Annotated in this window: 20 protein-coding genes and 2 tRNA genes; 14 read left to right on the top strand and 8 right to left on the bottom strand. The window is 41.1% G+C overall.

Going from position 1 to position 23,015, the window contains the following annotated elements:
• Positions 1-62 precede the first annotated feature (62 nt).
• A complete protein-coding gene (infA, locus tag ACMVDV_RS03215; protein WP_002962494.1) occupies positions 63-281 on the top strand; it encodes a translation initiation factor IF-1 in 219 nt (72 codons plus the stop codon).
• A 176-nt stretch (positions 282-457) separates the two neighbouring features.
• On the opposite strand, the gene clpA is transcribed toward infA, so the two are convergent.
• Both clpA and clpS read right to left on the bottom strand, forming a co-directional pair.
• Positions 458-2,722, bottom strand: a complete 2,265-nt coding sequence (gene clpA, locus ACMVDV_RS03210) for an ATP-dependent Clp protease ATP-binding subunit ClpA (RefSeq protein WP_304182107.1) — start codon at positions 2,720-2,722, stop codon at positions 458-460.
• Between the two features lie 69 nt (positions 2,723-2,791).
• A complete protein-coding gene (gene clpS / locus ACMVDV_RS03205) occupies positions 2,792-3,100 on the bottom strand; it encodes an ATP-dependent Clp protease adapter ClpS (RefSeq protein ID WP_304182106.1) in 309 nt (102 codons plus the stop codon).
• A gap of 209 nt (positions 3,101-3,309) precedes the next feature.
• Between clpS and cspD the strand changes: the two genes are divergently transcribed.
• Positions 3,310-3,525 (top strand): cold shock domain-containing protein CspD, encoded by a 216-nt coding sequence (gene cspD, locus ACMVDV_RS03200; RefSeq protein WP_016709271.1) that lies wholly within the window; start codon positions 3,310-3,312, stop codon positions 3,523-3,525.
• Positions 3,526-3,985: 460 nt separating this feature from the next.
• On the top strand, positions 3,986-6,208 hold the full coding sequence (locus tag ACMVDV_RS03195) for an NADP-dependent isocitrate dehydrogenase (protein WP_304182113.1): 2,223 nt from the start codon (positions 3,986-3,988) through the stop codon (positions 6,206-6,208).
• A 137-nt stretch (positions 6,209-6,345) separates the two neighbouring features.
• Here the strand turns inward: ACMVDV_RS03195 and ACMVDV_RS03190 are convergent, their stop codons facing one another.
• The 3 genes from ACMVDV_RS03190 to ACMVDV_RS03180 all read right to left on the bottom strand — a co-directional run bounded on the left by ACMVDV_RS03190 (position 6,346) and on the right by ACMVDV_RS03180 (position 9,873).
• Positions 6,346-7,587, bottom strand: a complete 1,242-nt coding sequence (locus ACMVDV_RS03190; protein WP_416157166.1) for an amidohydrolase family protein — start codon at positions 7,585-7,587, stop codon at positions 6,346-6,348.
• Positions 7,588-7,599: 12 nt separating this feature from the next.
• Positions 7,600-8,982 (bottom strand): amidohydrolase, encoded by a 1,383-nt coding sequence (locus ACMVDV_RS03185; RefSeq protein WP_304182112.1) that lies wholly within the window; start codon positions 8,980-8,982, stop codon positions 7,600-7,602.
• 105 nt (positions 8,983-9,087) lie between these two features.
• Positions 9,088-9,873, bottom strand: coding sequence for a hypothetical protein (locus ACMVDV_RS03180; RefSeq protein WP_304182104.1), 786 nt, complete (start codon positions 9,871-9,873; stop codon positions 9,088-9,090).
• A 347-nt stretch (positions 9,874-10,220) separates the two neighbouring features.
• On the opposite strand from ACMVDV_RS03180, the gene ACMVDV_RS03175 reads away from it, so the two are divergent.
• The gene (locus ACMVDV_RS03175; protein ID WP_416157165.1) at positions 10,221-10,592 is read left to right on the top strand and encodes a DUF3718 domain-containing protein; all 372 of its coding nucleotides are present in this window, start codon (positions 10,221-10,223) and stop codon (positions 10,590-10,592) included.
• A 70-nt stretch (positions 10,593-10,662) separates the two neighbouring features.
• On the opposite strand, the gene ACMVDV_RS03170 is transcribed toward ACMVDV_RS03175, so the two are convergent.
• Positions 10,663-11,358 carry a DUF445 domain-containing protein gene (locus tag ACMVDV_RS03170; RefSeq protein ID WP_304182102.1) on the bottom strand — a complete coding sequence of 232 codons (696 nt, stop codon included), beginning with the start codon at positions 11,356-11,358 and terminating at the stop codon, positions 10,663-10,665.
• A gap of 131 nt (positions 11,359-11,489) precedes the next feature.
• Between ACMVDV_RS03170 and ACMVDV_RS03165 the strand changes: the two genes are divergently transcribed.
• Together ACMVDV_RS03165 and ACMVDV_RS03160 are read left to right on the top strand one after the other, a co-directional pair.
• Positions 11,490-12,350: a fructosamine kinase family protein gene (locus ACMVDV_RS03165; RefSeq protein ID WP_416157164.1), complete on the top strand. Its 861-nt coding sequence runs from the start codon at positions 11,490-11,492 to the stop codon at positions 12,348-12,350.
• Between the two features lie 183 nt (positions 12,351-12,533).
• Positions 12,534-12,737 carry a CPXCG motif-containing cysteine-rich protein gene (locus ACMVDV_RS03160; protein ID WP_016709262.1) on the top strand — a complete coding sequence of 68 codons (204 nt, stop codon included), beginning with the start codon at positions 12,534-12,536 and terminating at the stop codon, positions 12,735-12,737.
• A 7-nt stretch (positions 12,738-12,744) separates the two neighbouring features.
• On the opposite strand, the gene ACMVDV_RS03155 is transcribed toward ACMVDV_RS03160, so the two are convergent.
• Positions 12,745-13,377: a riboflavin synthase subunit alpha gene (locus ACMVDV_RS03155; protein WP_416157163.1), complete on the bottom strand. Its 633-nt coding sequence runs from the start codon at positions 13,375-13,377 to the stop codon at positions 12,745-12,747.
• A 162-nt stretch (positions 13,378-13,539) separates the two neighbouring features.
• On the opposite strand from ACMVDV_RS03155, the gene ACMVDV_RS03150 reads away from it, so the two are divergent.
• The 8 genes from ACMVDV_RS03150 to ACMVDV_RS03115 all read left to right on the top strand — a co-directional run bounded on the left by ACMVDV_RS03150 (position 13,540) and on the right by ACMVDV_RS03115 (position 22,407).
• A complete protein-coding gene (locus tag ACMVDV_RS03150) occupies positions 13,540-14,895 on the top strand; it encodes an MATE family efflux transporter (protein WP_416157162.1) in 1,356 nt (451 codons plus the stop codon).
• Positions 14,873-15,940 (top strand): DUF3080 family protein, encoded by a 1,068-nt coding sequence (locus ACMVDV_RS03145; RefSeq protein ID WP_416157161.1) that lies wholly within the window; start codon positions 14,873-14,875, stop codon positions 15,938-15,940. The genes ACMVDV_RS03150 and ACMVDV_RS03145 overlap by 23 nt, the downstream gene beginning before the upstream one ends.
• Positions 15,941-16,051: 111 nt before the next feature.
• Positions 16,052-16,128 (top strand) — tRNA-Val (locus ACMVDV_RS03140).
• Positions 16,129-16,482: 354 nt separating this feature from the next.
• Positions 16,483-16,559 (top strand) — tRNA-Val (locus ACMVDV_RS03135).
• Positions 16,560-17,060: 501 nt separating this feature from the next.
• The gene (nirB, locus tag ACMVDV_RS03130) at positions 17,061-19,631 is read left to right on the top strand and encodes a nitrite reductase large subunit NirB (RefSeq protein WP_416157160.1); all 2,571 of its coding nucleotides are present in this window, start codon (positions 17,061-17,063) and stop codon (positions 19,629-19,631) included.
• A complete protein-coding gene (nirD, locus tag ACMVDV_RS03125; protein WP_416157159.1) occupies positions 19,618-19,974 on the top strand; it encodes a nitrite reductase small subunit NirD in 357 nt (118 codons plus the stop codon). Before nirB ends, nirD begins: the two co-directional genes overlap by 14 nt.
• A 14-nt stretch (positions 19,975-19,988) precedes the next feature.
• Positions 19,989-20,852, top strand: coding sequence for a uroporphyrinogen-III C-methyltransferase (cobA, locus tag ACMVDV_RS03120; protein ID WP_416157158.1), 864 nt, complete (start codon positions 19,989-19,991; stop codon positions 20,850-20,852).
• Between the two features lie 283 nt (positions 20,853-21,135).
• On the top strand, positions 21,136-22,407 hold the full coding sequence (locus tag ACMVDV_RS03115) for a nitrate- and nitrite sensing domain-containing protein (RefSeq protein WP_416157157.1): 1,272 nt from the start codon (positions 21,136-21,138) through the stop codon (positions 22,405-22,407).
• Positions 22,408-22,574: 167 nt separating this feature from the next.
• On the opposite strand, the gene ACMVDV_RS03110 is transcribed toward ACMVDV_RS03115, so the two are convergent.
• Entirely contained in the window at positions 22,575-22,916 is a 342-nt protein-coding gene (locus ACMVDV_RS03110; protein WP_416157156.1) for a PDZ domain-containing protein, read from the bottom strand.
• Positions 22,917-23,015 lie beyond the last annotated feature (99 nt).

Genomic DNA, 23,015 nt, shown 5'->3' with positions numbered 1-23,015 from the left:
TTATTGCAGTATTTTCGGCAGAATCTGCATCGTTTAACTATTAAAGAGGTGTTACGCTAAACATGGCGAAAGAAGACGTAATCGAAATGCAAGGGACGGTCCTTGATACTTTACCAAATACAATGTTCCGAGTTGAGCTTGAAAATGGTCACGTAGTTGTGGCTCACATTTCAGGTAAAATGCGTAAAAACTATATCCGCATTCTAACCGGCGATAAAGTTACCGTAGAAATGACCCCATACGATTTATCAAAAGGTCGCATCGTATTCCGTGCTCGCTAAGTTAGTGCGTTAACGAAATATCAAGTTTTTAGCTAAGTTGTCTGAGTAACTTAGTTACTTTCTACACTAGCTTGAAGCGTTTATTAAATGTAATTGATAGCTAAACTAACAATTACATTTAATAAACAAAAAGCCCAGCAATTGCTGGGCTTTTTGTTTTCTATTTAACGCTGCGATTATGCAGGCGTTAAATTCGTTTCATAATCAAAACATAATTTCTTATCTTTGATAGACACTTTCACTGTGCCACCGTCGATAAGTTGCCCAAATAAGATCTCGTTAGCCAGCGGCTTTTTCAATTGCTCTTGGATCACGCGGCCCATTGGGCGTGCGCCCATGGCTTTATCGTAGCCTTTATCTGCCAACCATTCTCGCGCTTTATTAGTAAGCTCAAGGTTAACTGACTTTTTATCCAGCTGTGCTTGTAGCTCAACAATAAATTTATCAACCACCAGTAAAGTAACATCACGATCAAGGTGATTAAACCAAATGATGTTATCTAGACGGTTTCTAAACTCTGGCGAAAATACTTTATTAATTTCACTCATCGCATCATGAGAATGATCTTGATCAGTAAAACCAATCGACTTACGAACGGTCTCTTGTACGCCCGCGTTAGTGGTCATCACCACCACCACGTTTCTAAAGTCCGCTTTACGGCCGTTATTATCGGTCAGCGTGCCGTGATCCATTACCTGCAATAAAATATTGTAGATATCAGAGTGGGCTTTCTCAATCTCATCCAATAATACAACCGAATGTGGATTTTTGATCACCGCTTCCGTTAGCAAGCCGCCTTGTTCAAAACCCACATAGCCAGGAGGCGCACCAATTAAACGGCTCACCGCGTGACGCTCAACATACTCAGACATATCAAAACGGATAAACTCAACGCCCATGCATTTTGCAAGCTGTTTAGTCACCTCAGTTTTACCGACACCGGTTGGCCCTGCAAACAAGAACGAACCGACTGGTTTATCTTCATTTGATAAGCCTGAACGTGATAAGCGAATAGCCGAGGTTAGTGCATCGATTGATTGATCTTGACCAAATACCAACATCTTCAAATTACGATCAAGATTTTTAAGGGTCTCTTTATCACTCGATGACACACTTTGCTGCGGAATACGCGCCATTTTCGCCACTATCAATTCGATATCTGCCACACCAATGGTTTTTTTGCGTTTCGAAATCGGTTGTAATCGTTGACTGGCACCCGCTTCGTCAATCACATCAATGGCTTTATCCGGTAAGTGACGCTCATTAATGTACTTAGCACTGAGCTCCGCTGCCGCTTTTAACGCTTTTTGTGTATAGCGAATACCATGGTGCTCTTCATAACGCTCTTTTAAGCCATTAAGAATTTTGGTGGTATCAGCCACACTTGGCTCAAGCACATCAATCTTTTGAAAACGGCGCACTAAGGCACGGTCTTTTTCAAAGATATTTTTATACTCGTTATAGGTTGTTGAACCCATGCAACGTAACTTGCCACTTGATAACAGTGGTTTAAGTAAGTTAGAGGCGTCCATAACGCCACCAGAGGCTGCACCGGCACCAATTATGGTATGGATCTCATCAATAAATAAAATCGCGCCTGGTTTCGCCTGAAGCTCTTTTAGTAAGGCTTTAAAGCGCTTTTCAAAATCACCGCGGTATTTAGTACCTGCAAGTAATGCCCCCATATCTAACGAGTACACCACAGCATCGGCAATCACGTCGGGTACTTGTTCATGCACAATACGATACGCTAAGCCTTCAGCAATGGCGGTTTTACCTACCCCTGCTTCGCCAACTAATAACGGGTTATTCTTTTTACGTCGACACAATACTTGCACCGTACGCTCAACTTCACTATCACGACCCACCAATGGGTCGATATTCCCTTCACGGGCGAGCACATTCAAATTAGAGGTAAAGTTTTCTAATTTACTTGGCTCTTCGCCTTGTACTGCTTGTACTTCTTCATGGATGTCATCAGCATCTTCACCGCCCATGTCATCGTCTGCTTTAGAAATACCATGCGAGATAAAATTCACGATATCTAATCGTGAGATATCAGCTTTTTTCAGCAAGTAAACCGCTTGGCTTTCTTGCTCTGAAAAAATAGCCACCAGTACATTAACGCCCGTTACTTCGTTTTTACCCGATGATTGCACATGAAATACGGCACGTTGTAATACCCGCTGAAAACCGAGAGTTGGTTGTGTTTCGCGTTCTTCTTCTAAATCAGGAATGACTGGAGTGGTTTCATTTATAAATTCTGATAACTCAGCTTTTAGTGCTGCCATATCAATCCCACAGGCATGCAGCGCTTCTCCAGCCGATGGATTGTCTAGTAGCGCGAGTAATAAGTGCTCTACAGTCATAAATTCATGACGACGTGTACGCGCTTCACGAAACGCTGCGTTTAAAGTTAGTTCTAAATCTTTGTTTAGCATTAGCAACCCCTTACTGAGATAAAATATATATACCGTTGTGATGGGTATTTTGATCACCCTACCTTGGTATTATTCCTGCTCACAACTACATAGCAGTGGATGCTGATTATCCCGTGCATAACGGTTAACTTGTTCAACTTTGGTATACGCTACATCGGCGCTATAAACGCCACATATTGCGCGACCATTTTGATGAACTTGCAGCATCACATCTGTTGCTCTATCGCTATCCATATTAAAAAACGTCGTTAGTACTTCTATCACAAAGTCCATAGGCGTGTAATCATCATTATTTAAAATGACTTTGTATTTTCGCGGTGGTTGCAGTTTTTGCTTCTCACTATCGCGAACTGTGTCTAAAACACCTGAATCTTTCATGCCACTCATAATTAAATATAGTCTTGTCTTTGGAACTCAAGCAAACTTGAATAAAAAAATAAATTAAATGTTAAAAAATAGTTTAAAACACTTGACTGATCGGCGAAATAAACTACAGTCAATTGTAGATTGATTAAACCTTAGTCAGTCTATCAAACTATACGGTTTAGAATAACTAAATTAGTCAACTTATAGAAGGATGTAGAAGTATGGCTTGTGGTAAAGTCAAATGGTTCAATAATGCCAAAGGTTTTGGTTTCATCGTAGAAGACGGCTGCGAGAATGATATATTCGCCCATTACTCAACGATTGTGATGGACGGTTATAAAACACTTAAAGCTGGTCAAGATGTAACATTCGAATTGCAGCAAGGCCCAAAAGGCATGCATGCGACTAACATAGCTCCTAACGAAGACTTAGTGTAGTTGTTTAGAGGTTCGACTAAAGCGAGCGACCTGTAAAGATCCTCGCTTAATTCCTTTGCTAATTACTACTTTGTAGTGCATTCACCTATACCCTCAACTTTTTGTTATCAATTAAATGTTCAGTATGAACAAAAACTGTCCTTGCTCTTGAAATTCTTTTTTAATACCCCAATCTTGTAAATGTTATATTTGTTATTAGCCCTTTTGTGCCAAGCTTGTTACACTCTTTGTGCTTAAAATTAGCTAACTACGGCCCTTTAAGCGGTAAAATTAGGCTAATGGCTAATTTACTTAGTTTATAAATAACATAAGATTAAATACAGTTCGTCAGGTGTGATTATTTAATCAACAGTATTAACACCTAACTGACTGATCATTGTCACGTCGTGCACGCATGATGGCGATGATATTTCTTTGCATTGTTGAATATGGCTCTTATGCCTACTATCTAGGAATGATGATGACATCAAAAATTATCTATACTAAAACAGACGAAGCTCCGGCACTAGCAACTTACTCTTTGCTGCCGATCATCCAAGCATACACTAATGCCGCTGGCGTTGAAGTTGAAACACGCGATATCTCTTTAGCGGGTCGTGTTATTGCTAACTTCCCTGAGTATTTAACGCAAGAACAACGCATTGGTGATGCCCTTGCTGAGTTAGGCGAGCTGGCTAAAACACCTGAAGCAAACATCATTAAACTGCCAAATATCAGTGCATCAGTGCCACAATTACGTGCTGTTATCAAAGAATTACAAGAAAAAGGTTACGCACTGCCAGACTACCCTGCTGAACCTAAAACAGATGAAGAAAAAGCAATTCAAGCCACTTACGACAAAATCAAAGGTAGCGCAGTAAACCCAGTATTACGTGAAGGTAACTCTGATCGTCGTGCGCCAGGCTCTGTAAAAGAATATGCACGTAACAACCCACATTCAATGGGCGCGTGGAGCAAAGATTCGGCTTCAAACGTAGCGAGCATGAGCGAAGGCGATTTCTTCGGCTCTGAGCTATCAGTCACCCTTGATGCCGCCACTGATGTACGTATTGAGCACGTTGCTGAAAATGGTGATGTGACCGTGCTTAAAGCAAGCACGCCACTACTAGCAGGTGAAGTGATTGATGCATCTTCAATCAGTGTTAAAAAGTTACAAGCTTTCTTAGCTGCTGAAATCGACGCTGCTAAAGAAAAAGGCATTTTGTTTTCATTACACATGAAAGCAACCATGATGAAAGTATCTGATCCAATCATCTTTGGTCATGCGGTAAAAGTATTCTATCAAGACGTTTTTGCTAAGCACGGTGAATTATTCGCTGAGCTAGGTGTCGATGTTAATAATGGTCTTGGTGATGTTTACGCTAAAATTCAAACCTTAGATGACGCTAAACGCGCTGAAATCGAAGCTGATATTGACGCGGTTTATGCAACACGCCCTGCAATTGCAATGGTTGATTCTGATCGTGGTATCACTAACTTACACGTACCAAGTGATGTGATCATCGATGCCTCTATGCCTGCAGCCATTCGTTCAAGCGGTCAAATGTGGAACAGTGAAGGTAAATTACAAGATACCAGCTTTGTCATTCCTGATCGTTGTTACTCTGGCGTTTACCAAGCAACTATCGACTTCTGTAAAGAACACGGTGCATTTGATCCAACCACTATGGGTAGCGTACCTAACGTTGGCCTAATGGCACAAAAAGCGGAAGAATATGGTTCACATGACAAAACATTTGAAGCACCTGCAAACGGTGTAATTCGTGTTGTTGATAGTGCTGACAACGTATTGCTACAACACAGTGTTGAGCAAGGCGATATCTGGCGCATGTGCCAAGTTAAAGATGCACCAATCCAAGATTGGGTAAAATTAGCGGTAAACCGTGCACGTGCGACTGGTAACCCTGCTATTTTCTGGCTTGACGAAAACCGTGCCCACGATGCACAGTTAATCAAAAAAGTGAATGCGTATTTACCAAACCACGATACATCGGGCCTTGATATCCAAATTTTAGCACCGCTTGAAGCAACTCTGTTCTCACTTGCGCGTATTAAAGAAGGTAAAGACACAATTTCAGTAACGGGTAACGTATTACGTGATTACCTAACTGATTTATTCCCAATTCTTGAGCTTGGTACGAGTGCTAAAATGCTATCAATTGTACCGCTTATGAATGGCGGTGGCTTATTCGAAACTGGCGCAGGCGGTTCAGCTCCTAAGCACGTACAACAATTTGAAAAAGAAAATCACTTACGTTGGGATTCTTTAGGTGAGTTCTTAGCACTTGCTGCGTCACTTGAGCACCTAAGCGTGACTACAGGTAACAACAAAGCACAAGTACTTGCTGACACACTTGATAAAGCAACCGGTACTTTCCTTGCTGAAAATAAATCACCGTCGCGTAAAGTAAAAGAAATTGATAACCGTGGTTCTCATTTCTTCTTATCTTTATTCTGGGCGCAAGAGCTTGCTAAGCAAAACGACGACAGTGAATTAAAAGCACAGTTCACGCAGATCGCCAGTGATTTAGAAAGCAACAAAGAGCAAATCGTTAGCGAGCTTAACGATGCACAGGGTCCAGCTGTAAACATCGGTGGTTATTTCCAACCAAATGATGATGCAGCATTTAAAGCAATGCGCCCTAGCACCACATTTAATGATATCTTAGCTAAACTAGTCTAAGTATCGATTTAAATTTAAAAGGCGCTCACTGTTACAGTGAGCGCCTTTTTTGTGGCTTTTAATCTTCACTGACACAAAAGCAAAAAGACCGCAAATGCGGTCTTTTCAATTGTTCAAGTTACTTACCTTGGAGCTGATTACTTAGTGTATGCGCGCGGCATATCTGAGTCAGTAGTATAACGTTTGCGGAGTTTATCTTGGCGTGCTTCGGTTGAAACCTCTTCGCCGTTAATAAACATTTTAGTTACGTGACTAGTAAAATCAAACGGGTCATCATTCCACATCACTAAGTCAGCGGCTTTACCTACCGCCACACTGCCGGCATTAATACCAAACACATCGGCAATGTTCGCGGTGATCGCTTTTAATGCACCTTGTTGCGTCATACCATAAGATACCGCATTACCCGCATCAAAACGTAATTGGTAAACATTGTGACTGGCATCACCCGCGATTGATAACAATACCTTCACGCCTGCTTTTTCAAGTTTGCCAGCATTGTCTAAACTCGCATGCAGCGAATCAAAACTACCTGGTAAACTTTCCATCGCGCTGACAATAACAGGAACATTTGCTTGTGCTAACTGCTCTTTCACAACCACGGCATCTTGAGCGCCTGCAATCACTAAATTAACTGAAAACTGCTGTTTAAGTTTGATTAGCTCAATAATGTCAGCGGCACGTGAAGCGGTAACTAGCAGTGGCATGTCACCCGCTAACACTTTAGTCAGTACTTTATCTTCAGTACTTGGTGTAGCATCGTCTTTTTTAGCTTTCATGTTGTTTTTTTGTTGCTGCGCTTCAAGCTTATCAACAAGGTTTTTCAGTGACATAGCACGAGAGCCTTTGCTCTTCTCGCCTAAATGCACCACCAGCGCAACTTGTGTTTGCTTTACACTGTCAAACTCACCGCTTAAATCAACGACGCTGGCAAGGCCTGCAAAAATGCTTTCTCCGCCATGAGGGGTGATCACATCACGGGTAATACCGCCTTTGCGTGCGTATGGGATCAAGCTTGAATGGGCATTAAATGCTAGGCTTGGATCAAAATCGATCCCTGCTTTATCATCACCACCATCACGAGAGCCTGCAACGGCGCCCACTTCAACTAGACCTAATTGATTCATGCTACCAATAAAGCCTGCAGTGACAATTTGCCCTTTGGCATCAATAATCGTATCCGCTGCAACTTTAGTAGGATTAATGGCGGTAATTTTGCCTTCATCCATAATAATGCTAGCGCCTTGTAAAATACCTTGCTCAGTTGAAGTATGCACAGTAGCATTGATGATCGCCACAGATTGGGCGTTCACCGCAGTACTTGCTAACAAACCAGCAGCAACTAGCGAGAGCGAAAATGAATGTGTTAATTTTGTCATCCTAGTTACTCCTTATTTTTGACCTAACATAAAATCGCTTTGCGCTTGGAATGTTTCATCGTAGCGATCATACACTTTTGCACCATCTACAAATACTTGCTCAGCTTTAGCATAAACACTAAATGGGCTTTGATTCCAAATTACCACATCGCCTTGTTTACCTGCTTCGAGTGAACCGGTTTTATCAGCGATACCCAGCGATTTTGCAGCATTTGAGGTGATCCATTTAATCGCATGCTGTTCTGAGATATTAAAACCATTGTCGTTGGCGCGGTACATTACTTTGCCGGCTTCTTGGTTTAAGCGCTGGATAGTGGTATCAGAATCAGAGTGAACAACAGCACAAGAGTTTTTCACCGCATCAACAATCGCTACGTTTTCTTGTACCATGTCATAGGCTTCCATTTTAAAGCCCCACCAATCAGGCCAAAGCGCAGCACATGAACCATTTTCAGCGAGTAAATCGGCAATTTTATATGCTTCAATACCGTGATGGAAAGTACCGGCGTGATAACCAAACTCTTTTGACAGGTCGATCATCACTGCCATTTCTTCAGCTTTATAGCAATGATTGTGGATCATTACTTCGCCTTCTAAGACACCACGTAATGTATCGTACTTAATATCGCGATGTGGTACTGCTGGGTTTTTACCTGCTGCATAGTCAGCGTCGTATTTATCCCATTCACGCTTATATTCTGCAGCGCCAATCCAAGCTGTGCGATAGCCAGCCACATTACCCATACGGGTTGATGGTAATACGCCTTTACGCCCATAAACGCGTTTCGGGTTTTCACCACACGCCATTTTTAAGCCGTACGGTGCATCAGGAAATTTCATACCTTGCATAGTGTGCGATGGGACATTTTTTAAAGTAACCCCACGGCCACCAAATAAATTCGCTGAACCAGGTAAAATTTGTAATGACGTGATGCCACCTTCGCGAGCGCGATTAAAACCTGGGTCTTGTGGCCAAACAGAGTGCTCAACCCATACTTCGGCAGTGTTTGGGCTGGTCATCTCATTACCATCTTGGTGAGATTCTACTGACGGACTTGGATAAGCACCTAAGTGTGAATGCACATCTATTAACCCTGGTGTTACCCATTTGCCTTGCGCATCTATAGTCAAATCAGCTTGCGCACTTAGGTCTTTACCCACTTGTTGCACTTTACCATCTACGAGCAATACATCAGCTTCTTCTAAACGCTCGCCAGTGCCCGTTAAAACGGTTGCATTAGTGATCAAGGTTGTCGTTGATTTAAGTGCTTTATAGGTACTTGGGTACGGGTTTTTATTAATTGTTACTTTTTCGTCTTGCGGGCCATTATCCTGGCAACCCGCTAAAGCGACGCCAAGAGCAACAACCAACAATGATGGAGCAAATTTTTGCATCATGTTAATCCCTGTTATTTTTTTGTTACTGTATATAAATACATTCTATAAAGCTAAAAAATAAGCCAAATCTGCATTTATACGAGATGAACGTAATTTACTAGGTTATTTCTTAATATAATTGTTATATAACTGTTCTAGTGCCGCTTCAGTAGTTAGACTGGGATCTTTAGTAATAAAGTGCTTAACAGTACGCGTTACAAAATCTGAATTTTGTTTATGCAATTTTGCAAAGTCTTTAATTAAACAATTACCGTCTTTCGCTGCTGTTACTTTATCGTGACGATGACGATACTGACTCAGCGCTTTATTAAAATCACCTTGATAATCTTCTACTAATATTTTGTAAAAATCACTTTTTTGTACTTTTAATACACCAATACAATGATTTAATGCTTCTTTAAAGTCAGTAAAAATGACGCCTTCAACATCAAACTCAGCGGTTTTTTCACGTACTGTTACTTTCGCTTCTTCTGTTGCATAGCTAAAACCACTAAACGCTAAACGCTCTGCGGCTTCTTTACCCAATACCATGCCTGCTTTAATACTATGCGCAAACTCATCACTCATATCGCTAAGTTCATTCTCATGCCACATGTTGTAAACGCGTAATGGTTTTGCGTATTTACTACCAAGTTTGTTTTTTAATTTCGTAAAGCGTTCATCAATGGTCATTAAACGCTCGTTATGTAATATCGCATGACACTCATAACAGGCTGGAATACTTATAAACTCGGCCTCTTCACCTAAATCAATAATGCTTTGTAGCATATGTAATGGCGGGCAATGATCGCGCTCAGTCGCTTCACAGCCACAATAAAAGCAACGATTAAAATTATGCTGTTCACAGGCGTAAGCTTGCTGATAATAACTCGCCAATGTTTTACTCACAGAGTCTCCTAATAGACAGGTATGTTTATAATCAAGGCGATCATAACAGGGTTAAAAAATATGTCAGCAATGCAGCAGCACAAAGTGTATTTACTCTAAAGTAAATAGCATGTAAAACCAATGAAAACAGATTGAAAAACAACCAAAATCAATGAAAAAAGTGAAAAATAAATATCTTTAAATATGTCAAAATACACATATCAATTCATTAATTATCAATTAGTTAAATTTAAAATGACACATTCACATACAGTGTTACATCTTGTCGATTTTGATTTACAGCTTTAATTAAAAATATAGCTAATAATGAATTCGTCAACAGGACAACACCCCCAAACCACTGGAGAATGATGATGAATACTTTAACGACGACACTTTGTACAACATTACTTTTAGGCACTGCGGCATTGACTACAACCAATACAGAGGCAGCACAATTTGTAGCGGCTGATAACAGCCCAGGCACACAGCTTTGTATGGCCGTGGTATCAAATAAACCATTGCAACTTTATGCAACAATGAAAGACTTACGTATTAATAAAAACACCACGGCCGATAAACTACACTGTAACAACATGAACATGGCAAAATTTGCTGGTACTTACGGTTTTGATAAAACGGCAAAGTACTTGGGCATTGAAACCACTATTGATACTTCAATTCAAGACTTAGCGAAATTAAACCAACAAACTATTATGGTTGTTGCAGGTTCTAAATAATATGCTAAAAATACGATTAATTTAAGCTGGCGAGTAGTTGGCCAGCTTAAATTAGCGACCTAAAAATAAATTAAATGATTGCCGCCACAAGACCAAATAAACCACCAAACACACCACCCCATACCACAAGCCATCCTAAATGCTCTCTGATCATGGTTTGTATAATATCCTTCACCATTTTTGGCGTCAGTTCATCTAAACGCTCATCGACTAAACCTGACACCGTTGTAAACAGTGAATCACTTGCCAGACTGGTCTGGGTAAGCTTGCTATTAACTAGCGTCTTAAATTCATCAGTTTGGCTCATGGCAATGAGTGAATCACGCATTTTTTCTATAAAAGATTCACGCATTGGCTCCACCGCAGCGCTGCCACCAAACATGGCTAACATACTGCCAAATTGAGAGTGTTCTATCACATCTAAAAGCGTGTCAAATGCGGGGTTTAAGTCCACTTCGCTGATCACTGGTTGCAAATCAATATCCATGGCTTTATTGCCGAGTAATTGCGATATTTTTTGCTCTGAAAAGAACTCAGTTAAAATAAGATTTTTAATCGCGACTTTAAACCCTGCAAATTTCAATTGGATCACACCGGAGCCATACAATAAGGGCACTTTTTCAAATAACATATGCACTGCAAGTAAATTAGTCACCGCACCAGAAAGTGCAAATAAGCCGATTGACAGCACAATTGCTTGGTTAAATAAAAAACCAGTAACCACTAAAACTCCCGCAATCACATTAGTAACAAGGCTTTTATTCATTCTTCCTCCAGTTGGGTTATTGTATAAAGCTGAGCATGCACTGCTAAAACATGAATTTTACTCTCAAGAGTTTGTTTATTTAACTACTTTTTGCCATAGTTTAGTTATCTGTATAAAAGGTGAACAATGCTATGTGGAATACGGTTAACGAACAAATCAGCCAAGCTATGCATTTTGACTTTAAGCACACCAGTAAACGCCAACTGCAAAGTCCAAATAGCGATAAACTATTTCAAATAAGCGATGGTGCTCATCAATACTTTGTTAAAGTTGCGCATCGTAATGACCTAGAACGCTTTGAAAGTGAAGCCCACAATTTACAGCTGCTTATCAAAGAGAGCTTATTTATGGTGCCAGATTGTATCACTACCGGCGCGAGTATTGAGTTTTCATTTATTGTTTTAGAATGGCTTGAACTGGATCAGCAACCTCATCGCAATTGGCATATTATGGGCAGCCACCTTGCCTGCCTACACCTAAAACATCGTCAGGCCATGTTTGGCTTTGATCACGATAATTTTATTGGTCCTACCGCTCAGCCCAATCGTTGGCATAAAAAATGGAATATATTTTTTGCTGAAGAGCGGATTGGCTGGCAGCTGCAATTACTGCATGAAAAAGGCATTGAGTTGGTAGATAAAGATTACTTTGTCGCATTTATAAAAGACATGTTACACAGTCATAGCGTGCAGCCATCGTTGTTACATGGCGATTTTTGGCGTGGCAATATGGGGTTTATTCACAGTGTGCCCAGCATCTTTGATCCCAGCTGTTATTATGGTGATCGGGAAGTCGATATTGCTATGAGTGAGTTATTTGCCCCGCTTCCGGATGCATTTTACATTGCCTACAATAAACACTATCCGTTAACGCAGGGCTATGAGCAACGCAAATTAATTTACCAGCTCTATCCTATTTTAAATCACGCCAATATTTTTGCAGGCCACTATCTTACTGAAGCAAAACAACAAATAGAACGACTGCTGAAATAAGACCATTTTTATTGTCAAATTGATGTCATAAATGGCTAAAGCAGACTATATTTAGGTATCGCCTGACATTGCACAAACCCAGTAATAGCGGGCGTTGCGTACAACTCTGTGGAGCATAACAATTTATCCGACACTATAAATAGTCATGCTTTATTAGCTCTGCTTTGTAAGGTTGGATCATTTATGCAAAATCATCTCTCACAACGGATCAGCTGCCCACACTGCGGCCACCATATTCACATTACCCTTGATGCCAGCGATGGCGATCAAGATTACTTTGAAGACTGCAGCGCATGCTGTAACCCAATCCACTTTAATATGCATATCGACTATGCTAATAGTAAAGTGGAGTTACATATAGACAGCGATGACGAGCAAATATTTTAGCTAAAGATTACTGTGATGACTGTTGGCGTAAGTAGTTTTCGACAGTATTAATAATGGTATAGGTTTGTTGATCAACCTCAATATTTAGCTCATCACCGAGTGATGCCTGACCAATATTGGTGATTGCTAACGTTTCTGGGATCAAATGTAACCAGAAACCTGACTCGTCAACTTCACCTACTGTTAAGCTGGCTCCATTAACACTAACAAACCCTTTATACAGCACATACTTTTGCCATTTAGTTGGTAGGCTTAGTTGTATTTTACAATTACCGTCTGTGTGAATAATATTTTTGACCTGTGCGACGCAGTGAATATGACCAGAGACGATATGCCCACCTAGCTCAGTACCAAATGTCATCGAGCGCTCAAAGTTAACGGTGCTGCTAGGGGTAAGCTTGCCTAAATTAGTCAATTGTAATGTTTCATCAATGACATCAAAATATACCTCAGCTAAAGCTTGCTCGGTTGTATGCTGAACTTTAACAACCGTTAAACAGCAACCATTTATGGCAATACTGGCACCTAACTCTAATTTAGCAATGTATTGTGGTACGACTGCAAGCACTAAACGCATCACACTGTGTTGATAATTATTTGAAATCACCGTTGCTTGTGTTTGCACAATTCCTGTAAACATAACTTAAACTGCCTTCTAAAACATGGATGTATTTTTACGCTTTAGTATAACCAATCCTATTCATTAAAACTGTAATGAATAGCTTTAACTCAGCGCTATAATTTTTTATTCTACGCTTTATCGATTACAATAGCGGCCTCTTCAGTTTACGTAGCAAGTGATATGACTTTTTGTAGTTGGGAAGCCAAACGGCTAGTTTCTCTGGCAATTCCCGTTTTTTTAGCACAAGTAACTCTCGTTTTAATGTCAGTGGTTGACACCATTATGGCCGGGCAAGTCAGTCCGACCGATTTAGCAGCACTGTCAATTGCAACAGGTGTTTGGAATCCAGCAATGCTTGCTCTGCAAGGTATCTTATTGGCCCTGACCGGCATTATCGCGCAATTTTCTGGCGCTAACGATAAAACCGGCATCAGTCATTATTTTCAACAAGGCTTGTATCTTGCGGGCGTATTAAGCGTGTTCGGCTTATCCATCGCCTACTTTGCCGACGTTATTATTTTAAAGCTTGATACCAGTCCTGATATTGCCAATATGGCCTATGACTACATTCACTTTGTAAAGTGGGGGATCATTGGCTTTTTAGTGTTCAGTGTATATCGCAATATCACCGAAGGCATGGGGATGACCAAGCCGGCTTTTTATATCAGCTTAATTGGCTTAGCGGTCAATATCCCTGCAAATTACATATTTATTTATGGCAAGCTAGGTATGCCAGCACTAGGCGGTGCGGGCTGTGGGATTGCCACGGCTTTGGTTTTCAGCGCAATGGCTATTGCACAAGTCATTTACTGCCAATTGAGTAAAAAAGTGGATGCCAAAACCCTGTTGGCCAACTTTAAAGCGCCGCAACTCAATACTATGTGGACCATTACTAAAATCGGCATTCCTATTTCTCTAGCGACTTTTTTTGAAGTCACTTTATTTGCCTGTATCCCATTATTTATTGCGCATTTAGGTGCCGTTGCAGTGGCCGGCCATCAGATTGCTGCCAGTGTTACAACCTTACTGTTTATGATGCCATTGAGCTTATCTATTGCGATCAGTATTCGGATTGGTAATTTATACGGCCAGCATCATTTTGAGCAATTAAAAAAAGCAATTTCAACAAGTTATATTCTTGCTATGATCATTGCGGCACTACTTGCGGCTATCACCTTCTTTGGTCGTGATATCATCAGCCAACTTTATACCGATGATGCTCAAGTCATCGCACTGGCAACATCCATTATGATCTTAGCCTGTATTTATCAACTCCCTGACGCTCTACAAGTAGCCGCCAACGGTATTTTAAGGGGTTTAAAACATACCGCTCCCATATCCTATATTACCTTTATATCTTACTGGTTAATTGGTTTTTCATTGGGGTTTGTTTTAGCACGTACCGATTGGATTGTGCCAGCGATGGGGCCGCATGGCTTTTGGGTTGGCATTATTGTTGGCTTAAGTGTCGCCGCTATTTTATTAATGCTTACTGTTGCAAATAGATTCAAACATGAGCCACTTAAAAACGCTTAAAAAACCCAACAGGCAAGGTAACCAAATCAAACGATTTGGTTACCTTTATAGTTTATTAACGTGTTTACTGTTAAGTGCCTGTAGCGATAAAGCAACGGATATTAATAAGCAGTATCAACAGCGACTCGCCACTGCACTAGACAAACCGCTGCCTGATACAGCAATACTCACTAATCTTAAACTATCAACTATTCGCAATACTGATGAGCCAGCAACGGCGCAGCAGTTAAGCATAGTGCAGCTCGCACAACTATCTCATTGCAAGCTCAATACCCTTATTGCTGAGCATAATAGTCAACTGGGAAAAGTTGCCACTACAGCCGGTCAACTAACTTATCAAATCCAGTTTATTCAACTGGCGCCCAGCTGCTTAGATAAATTAAGCCCTGAATCAAAAAGCTATCACGCAATAAAGCGGGAACTAGCCAACAAAAAACAGCAGCTATTAAAGCAGTTCAACCACTTACTTTATAATGATCCAGAGTTAAAACGTACTTGGCAACTCACCAGCTATGCACTTGATACAAACTTAGCTGGCCTTGTAGAAACAGAGCTTGCCCTGCAAAACTTGCTGACGTTAAAGCAGCAAATAATACAACAGCAATACGCACAAATAGACAGCCAAGCACTCTACCCGCTGCTATCGGTGCTACGGCAGTTTAACTTTAATCAAGCTTTGGTGAGCGCCGTGCGGCAACAAACATACTTTAATCACAGTACCAGTCGCTATTTAGCAAGCATTGAGCTCAATGAACTATGTAACCCACTAAAAAATAAACGCCAAGCGCAAATCGTCAGTAACGTCTTTAAAAAGTATTACTTAGCACAATTACAACCCTATCAAGCACAGCTATCAGGCGCTTTAGAGCGATTGATGCCGTTATATCAACAGCTTTGGCTCGGCTCGACGACAAATCAGCCTGAGCTTGCTGCACTGCTGCAACATCAGCCCAATAACTTACTCACTGTATTCAAAGATTCAGCAAAAACGCACGTTACTTGGTGGCAAACGTTTTATAAAACGTGTGAAATCAGCCCAATATGAATAAAAAAACGGCAAACAAACCAAAAATGCATAAACGAGCTTGATTCACTCAGGCGCACGCTATATATTAGCGTCCGTTGTTAAGTAATTAACACAACTTAAATTTATGATACGACCGTAGCTCAGTTGGTTAGAGCACTACCTTGACATGGTAGGGGTCGGTGGTTCGAATCCACTCGGTCGTACCAAATTTAAGCAAAATATTAAATAAAAGTACCATCGAAGGAAAAAGCACTACCTACTCTTGATCACCCGGTCCAAAGGTCAGTAGTTCGAATCCACTCGATCGTACCAAATTTAAGTAAAAAAAATTAAATAAAAGTATCATCGAAGGAAAAAGCACTACCTACTCTTGCTCACCCGGTCCAAAGGTCAGTAGTTCGAATCCACTCGGTCGTACCAAATTTAAGTAAAAAAATTAAATAAAAGTACCATCGAAGGAAAAAGTACTACCTACTCTTGATCACCCGGTCCAAAGGTCAGTAGTTCGAATCCACTCGGTCGTACCAAATTTAAGTGAAAGTACACTTCAAAAAAATTGTACGACTGTAGCTCAGTTGGTTAGAGCACTACCTTGACATGGTAGGGGTCGGTGGTTCGAATCCACTCAGTCGTACCAATCCTAGATATAAAACCTAAAGAAAGAACACTATCTATTCTTGATCACCCGGTCCAAAGGTTGGTGGTTCGAACCCACTCTGTCGTACCAATCTTCAGCAATGAAACCTTCAATGAGTAAACTACAGCTCAATTGATCAGAGCACTACCTACTCTTGATCACCCGATGCCATTTTTAGTAATGCAAATCTTCACTCGTAGTTAATTATTACCAGTCGCTTTTATGTTGATGCTGAATTAGATCCAATAAAGCTGCACTGTTAATGTGCTTGCACTGCACCATCGTTAAACATTTAATAAAATTACCAGACTTCATAAAACACAATTACAAATAAAAACAATGAGATAAAAATATGGCAATGATATTGCTTAGCTAGGTATATAAAAATAAAACTGCTTTTGCAGTAATGGCAACGAAGCCCGCACACACTAACCAAACGGTTTACTGTGGCGGGCTTTTTTATTGCCAAAATTTAAACCGTCAGCATGAAGGAAAAAACAAATGCCACAGAAAATTCTCGTTATTGGCAATGGCATGGTGGGGCACCATTTTGTTGAGCAAATGCGTGGTAGCGATGAGCATGCGCAGATCACGGTATTGTGTGGTGAAGCAAATCTTGCCTACGATCGGGTCTATTTATCAAGTGTGTTTAATGGTAAAACCGCTGCTGATCTAGCGTTAACGACACATGAAAACTACCAAAAACTCAATATTACTGTGCATACAAGCCAGTGGGTTGAACATATTGACGCTACGCAAAAGCAGCTCACCACTGCTGATGGCACAATCTATGACTATGATAAATTAGTGTTAGCAACCGGCTCATACCCTTTCGTGCCACCCATTAAAGGCAATGACCAATCTCACTGCTTAGTGTATCGCACCCTTGAAGATTTAGAAAAAATAAAAAAAAGTGCTGATGATAGTAAGGTAGGCGTTGTAATTGGTGGTGGTTTGCTGGGCTTAGAAGCGGCTAACGCATTAAAACAACTCGGTTTACACACTCATGTAGTTGAGTTTGCGCCGCAGTTAATGGCGGTACAACTTGATCAGCAAGGCGGAAAGCTACTCAGAAACAAAATTGCAAGCTTAGGTGTTAGCGTACACACAGGTAAAGCCACCAGTGAGATTGTTGCCGGCCAGCAGTGTCGTTACCGCTTAAACTTTGCTGATGGTAGCCACCTGGAAACCGATTTAGTGTTGTTCTCTGCTGGTATTCGCCCATACGATAACCTAGGTAATAAAGCGGGGCTTACTTTAGGTGAACGCGGTGGAATCGTGATCAATAACGCATGCCAAACGTCTAATAAAGATATTTTTGCGATTGGTGAATGTGCATTATGGGATAAAAAATTATTTGGTTTAGTCGCCCCTGGCTACAATATGGCACGGGTTGCAGCAAGTCAGTTGTCAGGTGGCGACCTTCAATTTAACGGCGCCGATATGAGCACCAAGCTTAAGTTATTAGGCGTTGAAGTGGGATCGATTGGCGATGCGCATGGCACGACAGCCAATGCGAAGGAACTGATATATCAAGATCCAATTCGTGATTGCTATAAAAAAATCGTCCTCAACGAAAGCGGTGATAAGTTACTGGGCGCAGTGTTAGTGGGTGACACCAGCGACTATGACACGCTGCTCCAGTACATGCTCAATGATATGGCGCTGCCAGAACATCCTGAATGCCTGATTTTACCAGACAGCGTAGGCGCGCCAACACTGTCAAGCAGTGCCCTACCCGATACAGCCACTATTTGCTCATGCCATAACGTCTGTAAAAGTGACATTATCAGCGCTATCGATAATGGCGCAAACGAACTTGGCGCAGTAAAAACTTGCACTAAAGCCAGCACCGGTTGTGGCGGCTGTACCGCATTACTTAAATCAGTGGTAGATGCTGAACTTGCCGAGCGTGGAGTTGAGGTCAATAACCATCTATGTGAACACTTTGCTTATTCTCGTCAAGAGCTATTGCACCTTGTTAAAGTTGAAAAAATCAAAACATTCGCTGAGCTGCTTAGCAGTCATGGTGAAGGCCATGGTTGTGAGATATGTAAGCCGGCTGTGGGTTCAATTTTAGCTTCAACATGGAATGACTATATCCTGAGTGAGCAACATGTCAGCCTGCAAGATACGAATGACAACTACTTAGCTAATATGCAAAAAGATGGTTCATATTCCGTGGTACCGCGCATTGCCGGTGGCGAGGTGACCGCTGAAAAGCTGATTGTACTGGGTGAGGTCGCCAAAGAATTTAATCTATATTGTAAAGTGACTGGCGGCCAACGTATTGATTTATTTGGCGCACGCCTTGAGCAACTGCCTGTTATTTGGCAAAAGCTGATAGCCGCAGGGTTTGAAACCGGCCACGCTTATGGCAAATCATTACGTACCGTTAAGTCTTGCGTTGGCAGCACATGGTGTCGTTATGGCGTGCAAGACAGTGTTGGTCAAGCAATTGCTATTGAAGATCGATACAAAGGCTTGCGCTCGCCGCATAAAATAAAAATGGCCGTGTCAGGATGTACCCGTGAATGCGCTGAGGCGCAAAGTAAAGATATCGGCATCATTGCAACCGAAAGTGGTTGGAATCTTTATGTGTGTGGTAATGGTGGCATGCGTCCACGTCACGCAGACTTATTTGCAACCGATCTAGACACAACCACTTTAATCACCTATATCGACCGTATTTTAATGTTTTACGTTAATACCGCAGACAAGCTTCAGCGTACCTCGGTATGGCTTGAGAACCTCGAAGGCGGCTTAAAGTATCTTCGCCAAGTCGTGATTGATGACAGCTTAGGAATTTGTGCTGAGCTTGAGCAGCAAATGGCGCATATCACTAGCACCTATGCATGTGAATGGCAGCGCACCATTGCAGATCCAAATGCAGTTAAACGCTTCCGTCAATTTGTGAATAGCCCAGATGCAGATGAAAACATTGTGTTTGTACAAGAGCGAAAGCAAATTCGCCCCGCAACTGAAGCTGAGAAAAGTGCACTTAAATACACGCAGCAACGCCCTATCGCAGTAACAGAAATTACACAGGAGCAAGAAGATGTCTTGGTATAAAATTGGTACATTAAATGATCTAGTTTTACATAGTGGTATCTGCGCACAAGTTAATAATCAACAAGTTGCCGTGTTTTATATTCCTAATGATAAGCAGTCTGTATTTGCTATCAGTAACTTTGACCCAATCGGCAAAGCCAATGTGTTAGCCAGAGGCATTGTTGGCTCACTACAAACGCGCTTAGTCGTTGCTTCACCCTTGTATAAACAGCATTTTTGCCTGAAAACCGGTCAATGCTTAGAAGCAGAAACAATTCGGGTACCTGTCTATAAAACAAAAATAGAACACGATCAGGTTTTTATTAGTAGCCAGCCTGTGTTAACGGCCAGTGCAATCAGCTAAAAAGTGAGATAACTATGAGCGTATTTTCATATTTTTCAAGCATCGAGAATAACTGGCTTGATAACATTTTTACTCGATACGGTACTGGTCAAAGCCGCAACAATAACACCGGGCAAGTGTATCTGATCGGCGCAGGCCCAGGCGATCCTGAACTTATTACCGTCAAAGCACAGCGTATATTAAATAGCGCAGATGTGGTTTTATATGATTGGCTGGTGGCCGATGAACTCATTACCTCACTACCAGCCAGCTGTAAGCGCGTATTTGTTGGTAAACGCGCTGGTAAACACTCAATGACGCAGCCGCAAATTTGCCAACAACTCGTTAAGTTTGCTCAACAAGGTTTAACCGTTGTGCGTTTAAAAGGCGGCGATCCGAGCATTTTTGCACGTATTTGTGAAGAAGCTGAGGCACTACAGCAAGCCGCCATAAAGTTCGCCATTATTCCCGGTGTAACAACCGCATGCGCCACGTCTGCGTATACGGGGATCCCGTTAACCAAACGTCACGTAGCGGCTAGTATCACCTTTATGACGGCTCAATTTAGCGACCCTAAAAAACAACCTGACTGGCAAAAATACCGCTATATGCCTAATGGTGATAATTCCACATTGGTGGTTTATATGGGATTAAATAGATTAGAGCAGTTGGTGTCGGGGCTGATTTCGGTTGGTTGGCCGAAAAATACCCCCATCGCGCTGGTTGAACAAGCAACTACCTTAGAGCAACGCGTTAATACATCAACCTTGGATAAAGCATACAAAATCCCCTCATCTGAGGCGATCCATGGTCCTACGCTGATTATTATCGGTGAGGTTATCAATCACACGATGCCAATTAGCCCCGAGTTATTAAATGTCACAGCCTATGGCGTTTAACGCCTATTAAAAACGAATCATACGCGCGCTTGCTCTCAATCTACAGGAGTAAAAATACTGAGCAAGCGCACTTTATAAGCATCGTAGCAGTGCATTACTTGCACCAAAATACATCATGTTAGCCTGTTCACTCGATTTTGCATAATTCAAAGCCTCACAATTTATTTTTAAGCTGTTGTTATTAATACATTTTAATTTTAATTTTTATAAAGCTATGGTTTATTTTTAACTGGAATGAAGGTTGCAACTGTTAGCATAAATAACAACCCAAAAATAACTATCTATGGCTCACAATAATTCGCTCACTAAAAAATTTCTATTAGCCGCTAAATACGAAGAGATCCATGCGTTAGAACAATTACAAAAAAGTTGTTACAACCTGATTAAACTCGGCCAGTTTGTGCATCAACTACAAAAAGAGCGAGCGATGAGTAATATTTACCTCGCCTCAAACAGAACGCTTTTTGAACAGCAACTGCAACAACAAATAAAGCACTCTAATGTATTACAACAAGCCTTGTTTGAGTCACTTGCGCAAACCTATTTATGTACCAAACCAGGGGTTGGTAATAGCCGCCTATATAATTTAATAACTATCAGCCTACAATCACTCGATACACTTTATTCATTACGTGAAAAAGTAGCCAAACAAGCACTCAGTGCGAGTCAAGCTACGCAGTCTTTTACGCAAATAATTACCAGCTTATTAAATGTATTTTTAGAAACCGCGGATGGTGCCAGTGATCCTGTGATCACCCGACTATTAGTTGCTTATTTTAACTTTATGCAAGGCAAAGAATACGCAGGACAAGAGCGTGCATATGGTGCAATGGCTTTTGCCAGTAATAAGTTTGATACTGAACAAAAAGCATTGTTAAGCCATTTTCAACACAACCAACAAACCAGTTTTGAATTTTTTAGCCAATATGCAGATGAGCAACTCACAGCAAGCTACAAGCTACTGTTACAGGATGAGTCAAACCAAGAAATAGACAAGTTACGCACTATGCTGCAGCAATTAGCGCCAAACAATAACCAAGAAGTGTCGCAGCTCAGTGAAGTTTGGTTTGACGTAGCTACCGCCCGCATCGATATTATGCATCAAATAGAGCAACAAATTTCTAAGCGTTTAATAGCAGCAGCAAAAGAGCAGATCATTGCAGCGAAACAAAGTTTAGACACCCACCAAGGCACGCTCGCTATACTGACTAAAGACAGCCCAGACTTTAGTATAGCAACCACCGCTACGCTTTTATCTGCTGAGCTAAATGGCTATGCAAACACTAATATTGCCGCCGAAAAACTCGCTGCAAATAAAACCATGTATGATTTGATAGCCGAGCAAAGTCAGCATATAAAACAGATCAATAATGCACTGAGTGAAGCCAGAAAAGTCATCAATGAACAAAAAATCATTAACCAGGCTAAGTTTATATTAATTGAACAGTTAAAATTAACTGAAGCCCAAGCGCATAAAAAATTACAAAAACAAGCCATGGATAACCACGTCAGTTTACATAAAGTCGCAGAGCAAATTATTACGCTGGTAGATTAAGTAGAATATTAAGCGCTGTAAACTCGCTATGATGATCGAAGTGGCTTTAGAGAAAAAGACCTAGCCGGCAACGCAATAAACGACTTTGTTTAGTGGTTTAGAGTTGACCATAAACGGTCAAAAAAACAATAATGCCTATTGGCTAAAGGCTCATATGTGTTAGCTTTTTACTCACCGACATGGATTTTTAACAAAACCTCACTACCATCTAAGTTTTTAACTAGTAATGGTAATATTTCACCTGTTTCTTTAGCCATTAGTTTTTTAGCTTTATCCGCTGGGCAGCCTGGGATTTTGCAACCATCCAGTTCAATAACCAATTGGCCAACTTTAATTCCAGCTTTTTCTGCTGGGGATCCAGACTGAACGTTATCAATTTTAAACTCGGTTATTTCAGGACTAAAGAATCCATCAACAGACACACCTGCGACAATGCCAATTTTACCTTCGGCGAGAGCAGCAAATGGTAAAAACAAACTAATTAATATTATCTTCCTAATTGAATTCAAACGCCTTACTCCTTTAAAAACCGAAACACAGCATTAGCTGTGCCAAACGCTTGCCATAGTTAAGCAAGCGTTTGGGGGTCCCCATAAGTGCTTTGTATG

The sequence above is a fragment of the Pseudoalteromonas sp. ASV78 genome (assembly GCF_047806705.1).
Taxonomy (GTDB): domain Bacteria; phylum Pseudomonadota; class Gammaproteobacteria; order Enterobacterales; family Alteromonadaceae; genus Pseudoalteromonas; species Pseudoalteromonas prydzensis_A.
Note: the sequence above shows the minus strand (reverse complement) of the source record. Positions and strands in the feature narration are given on the sequence as shown.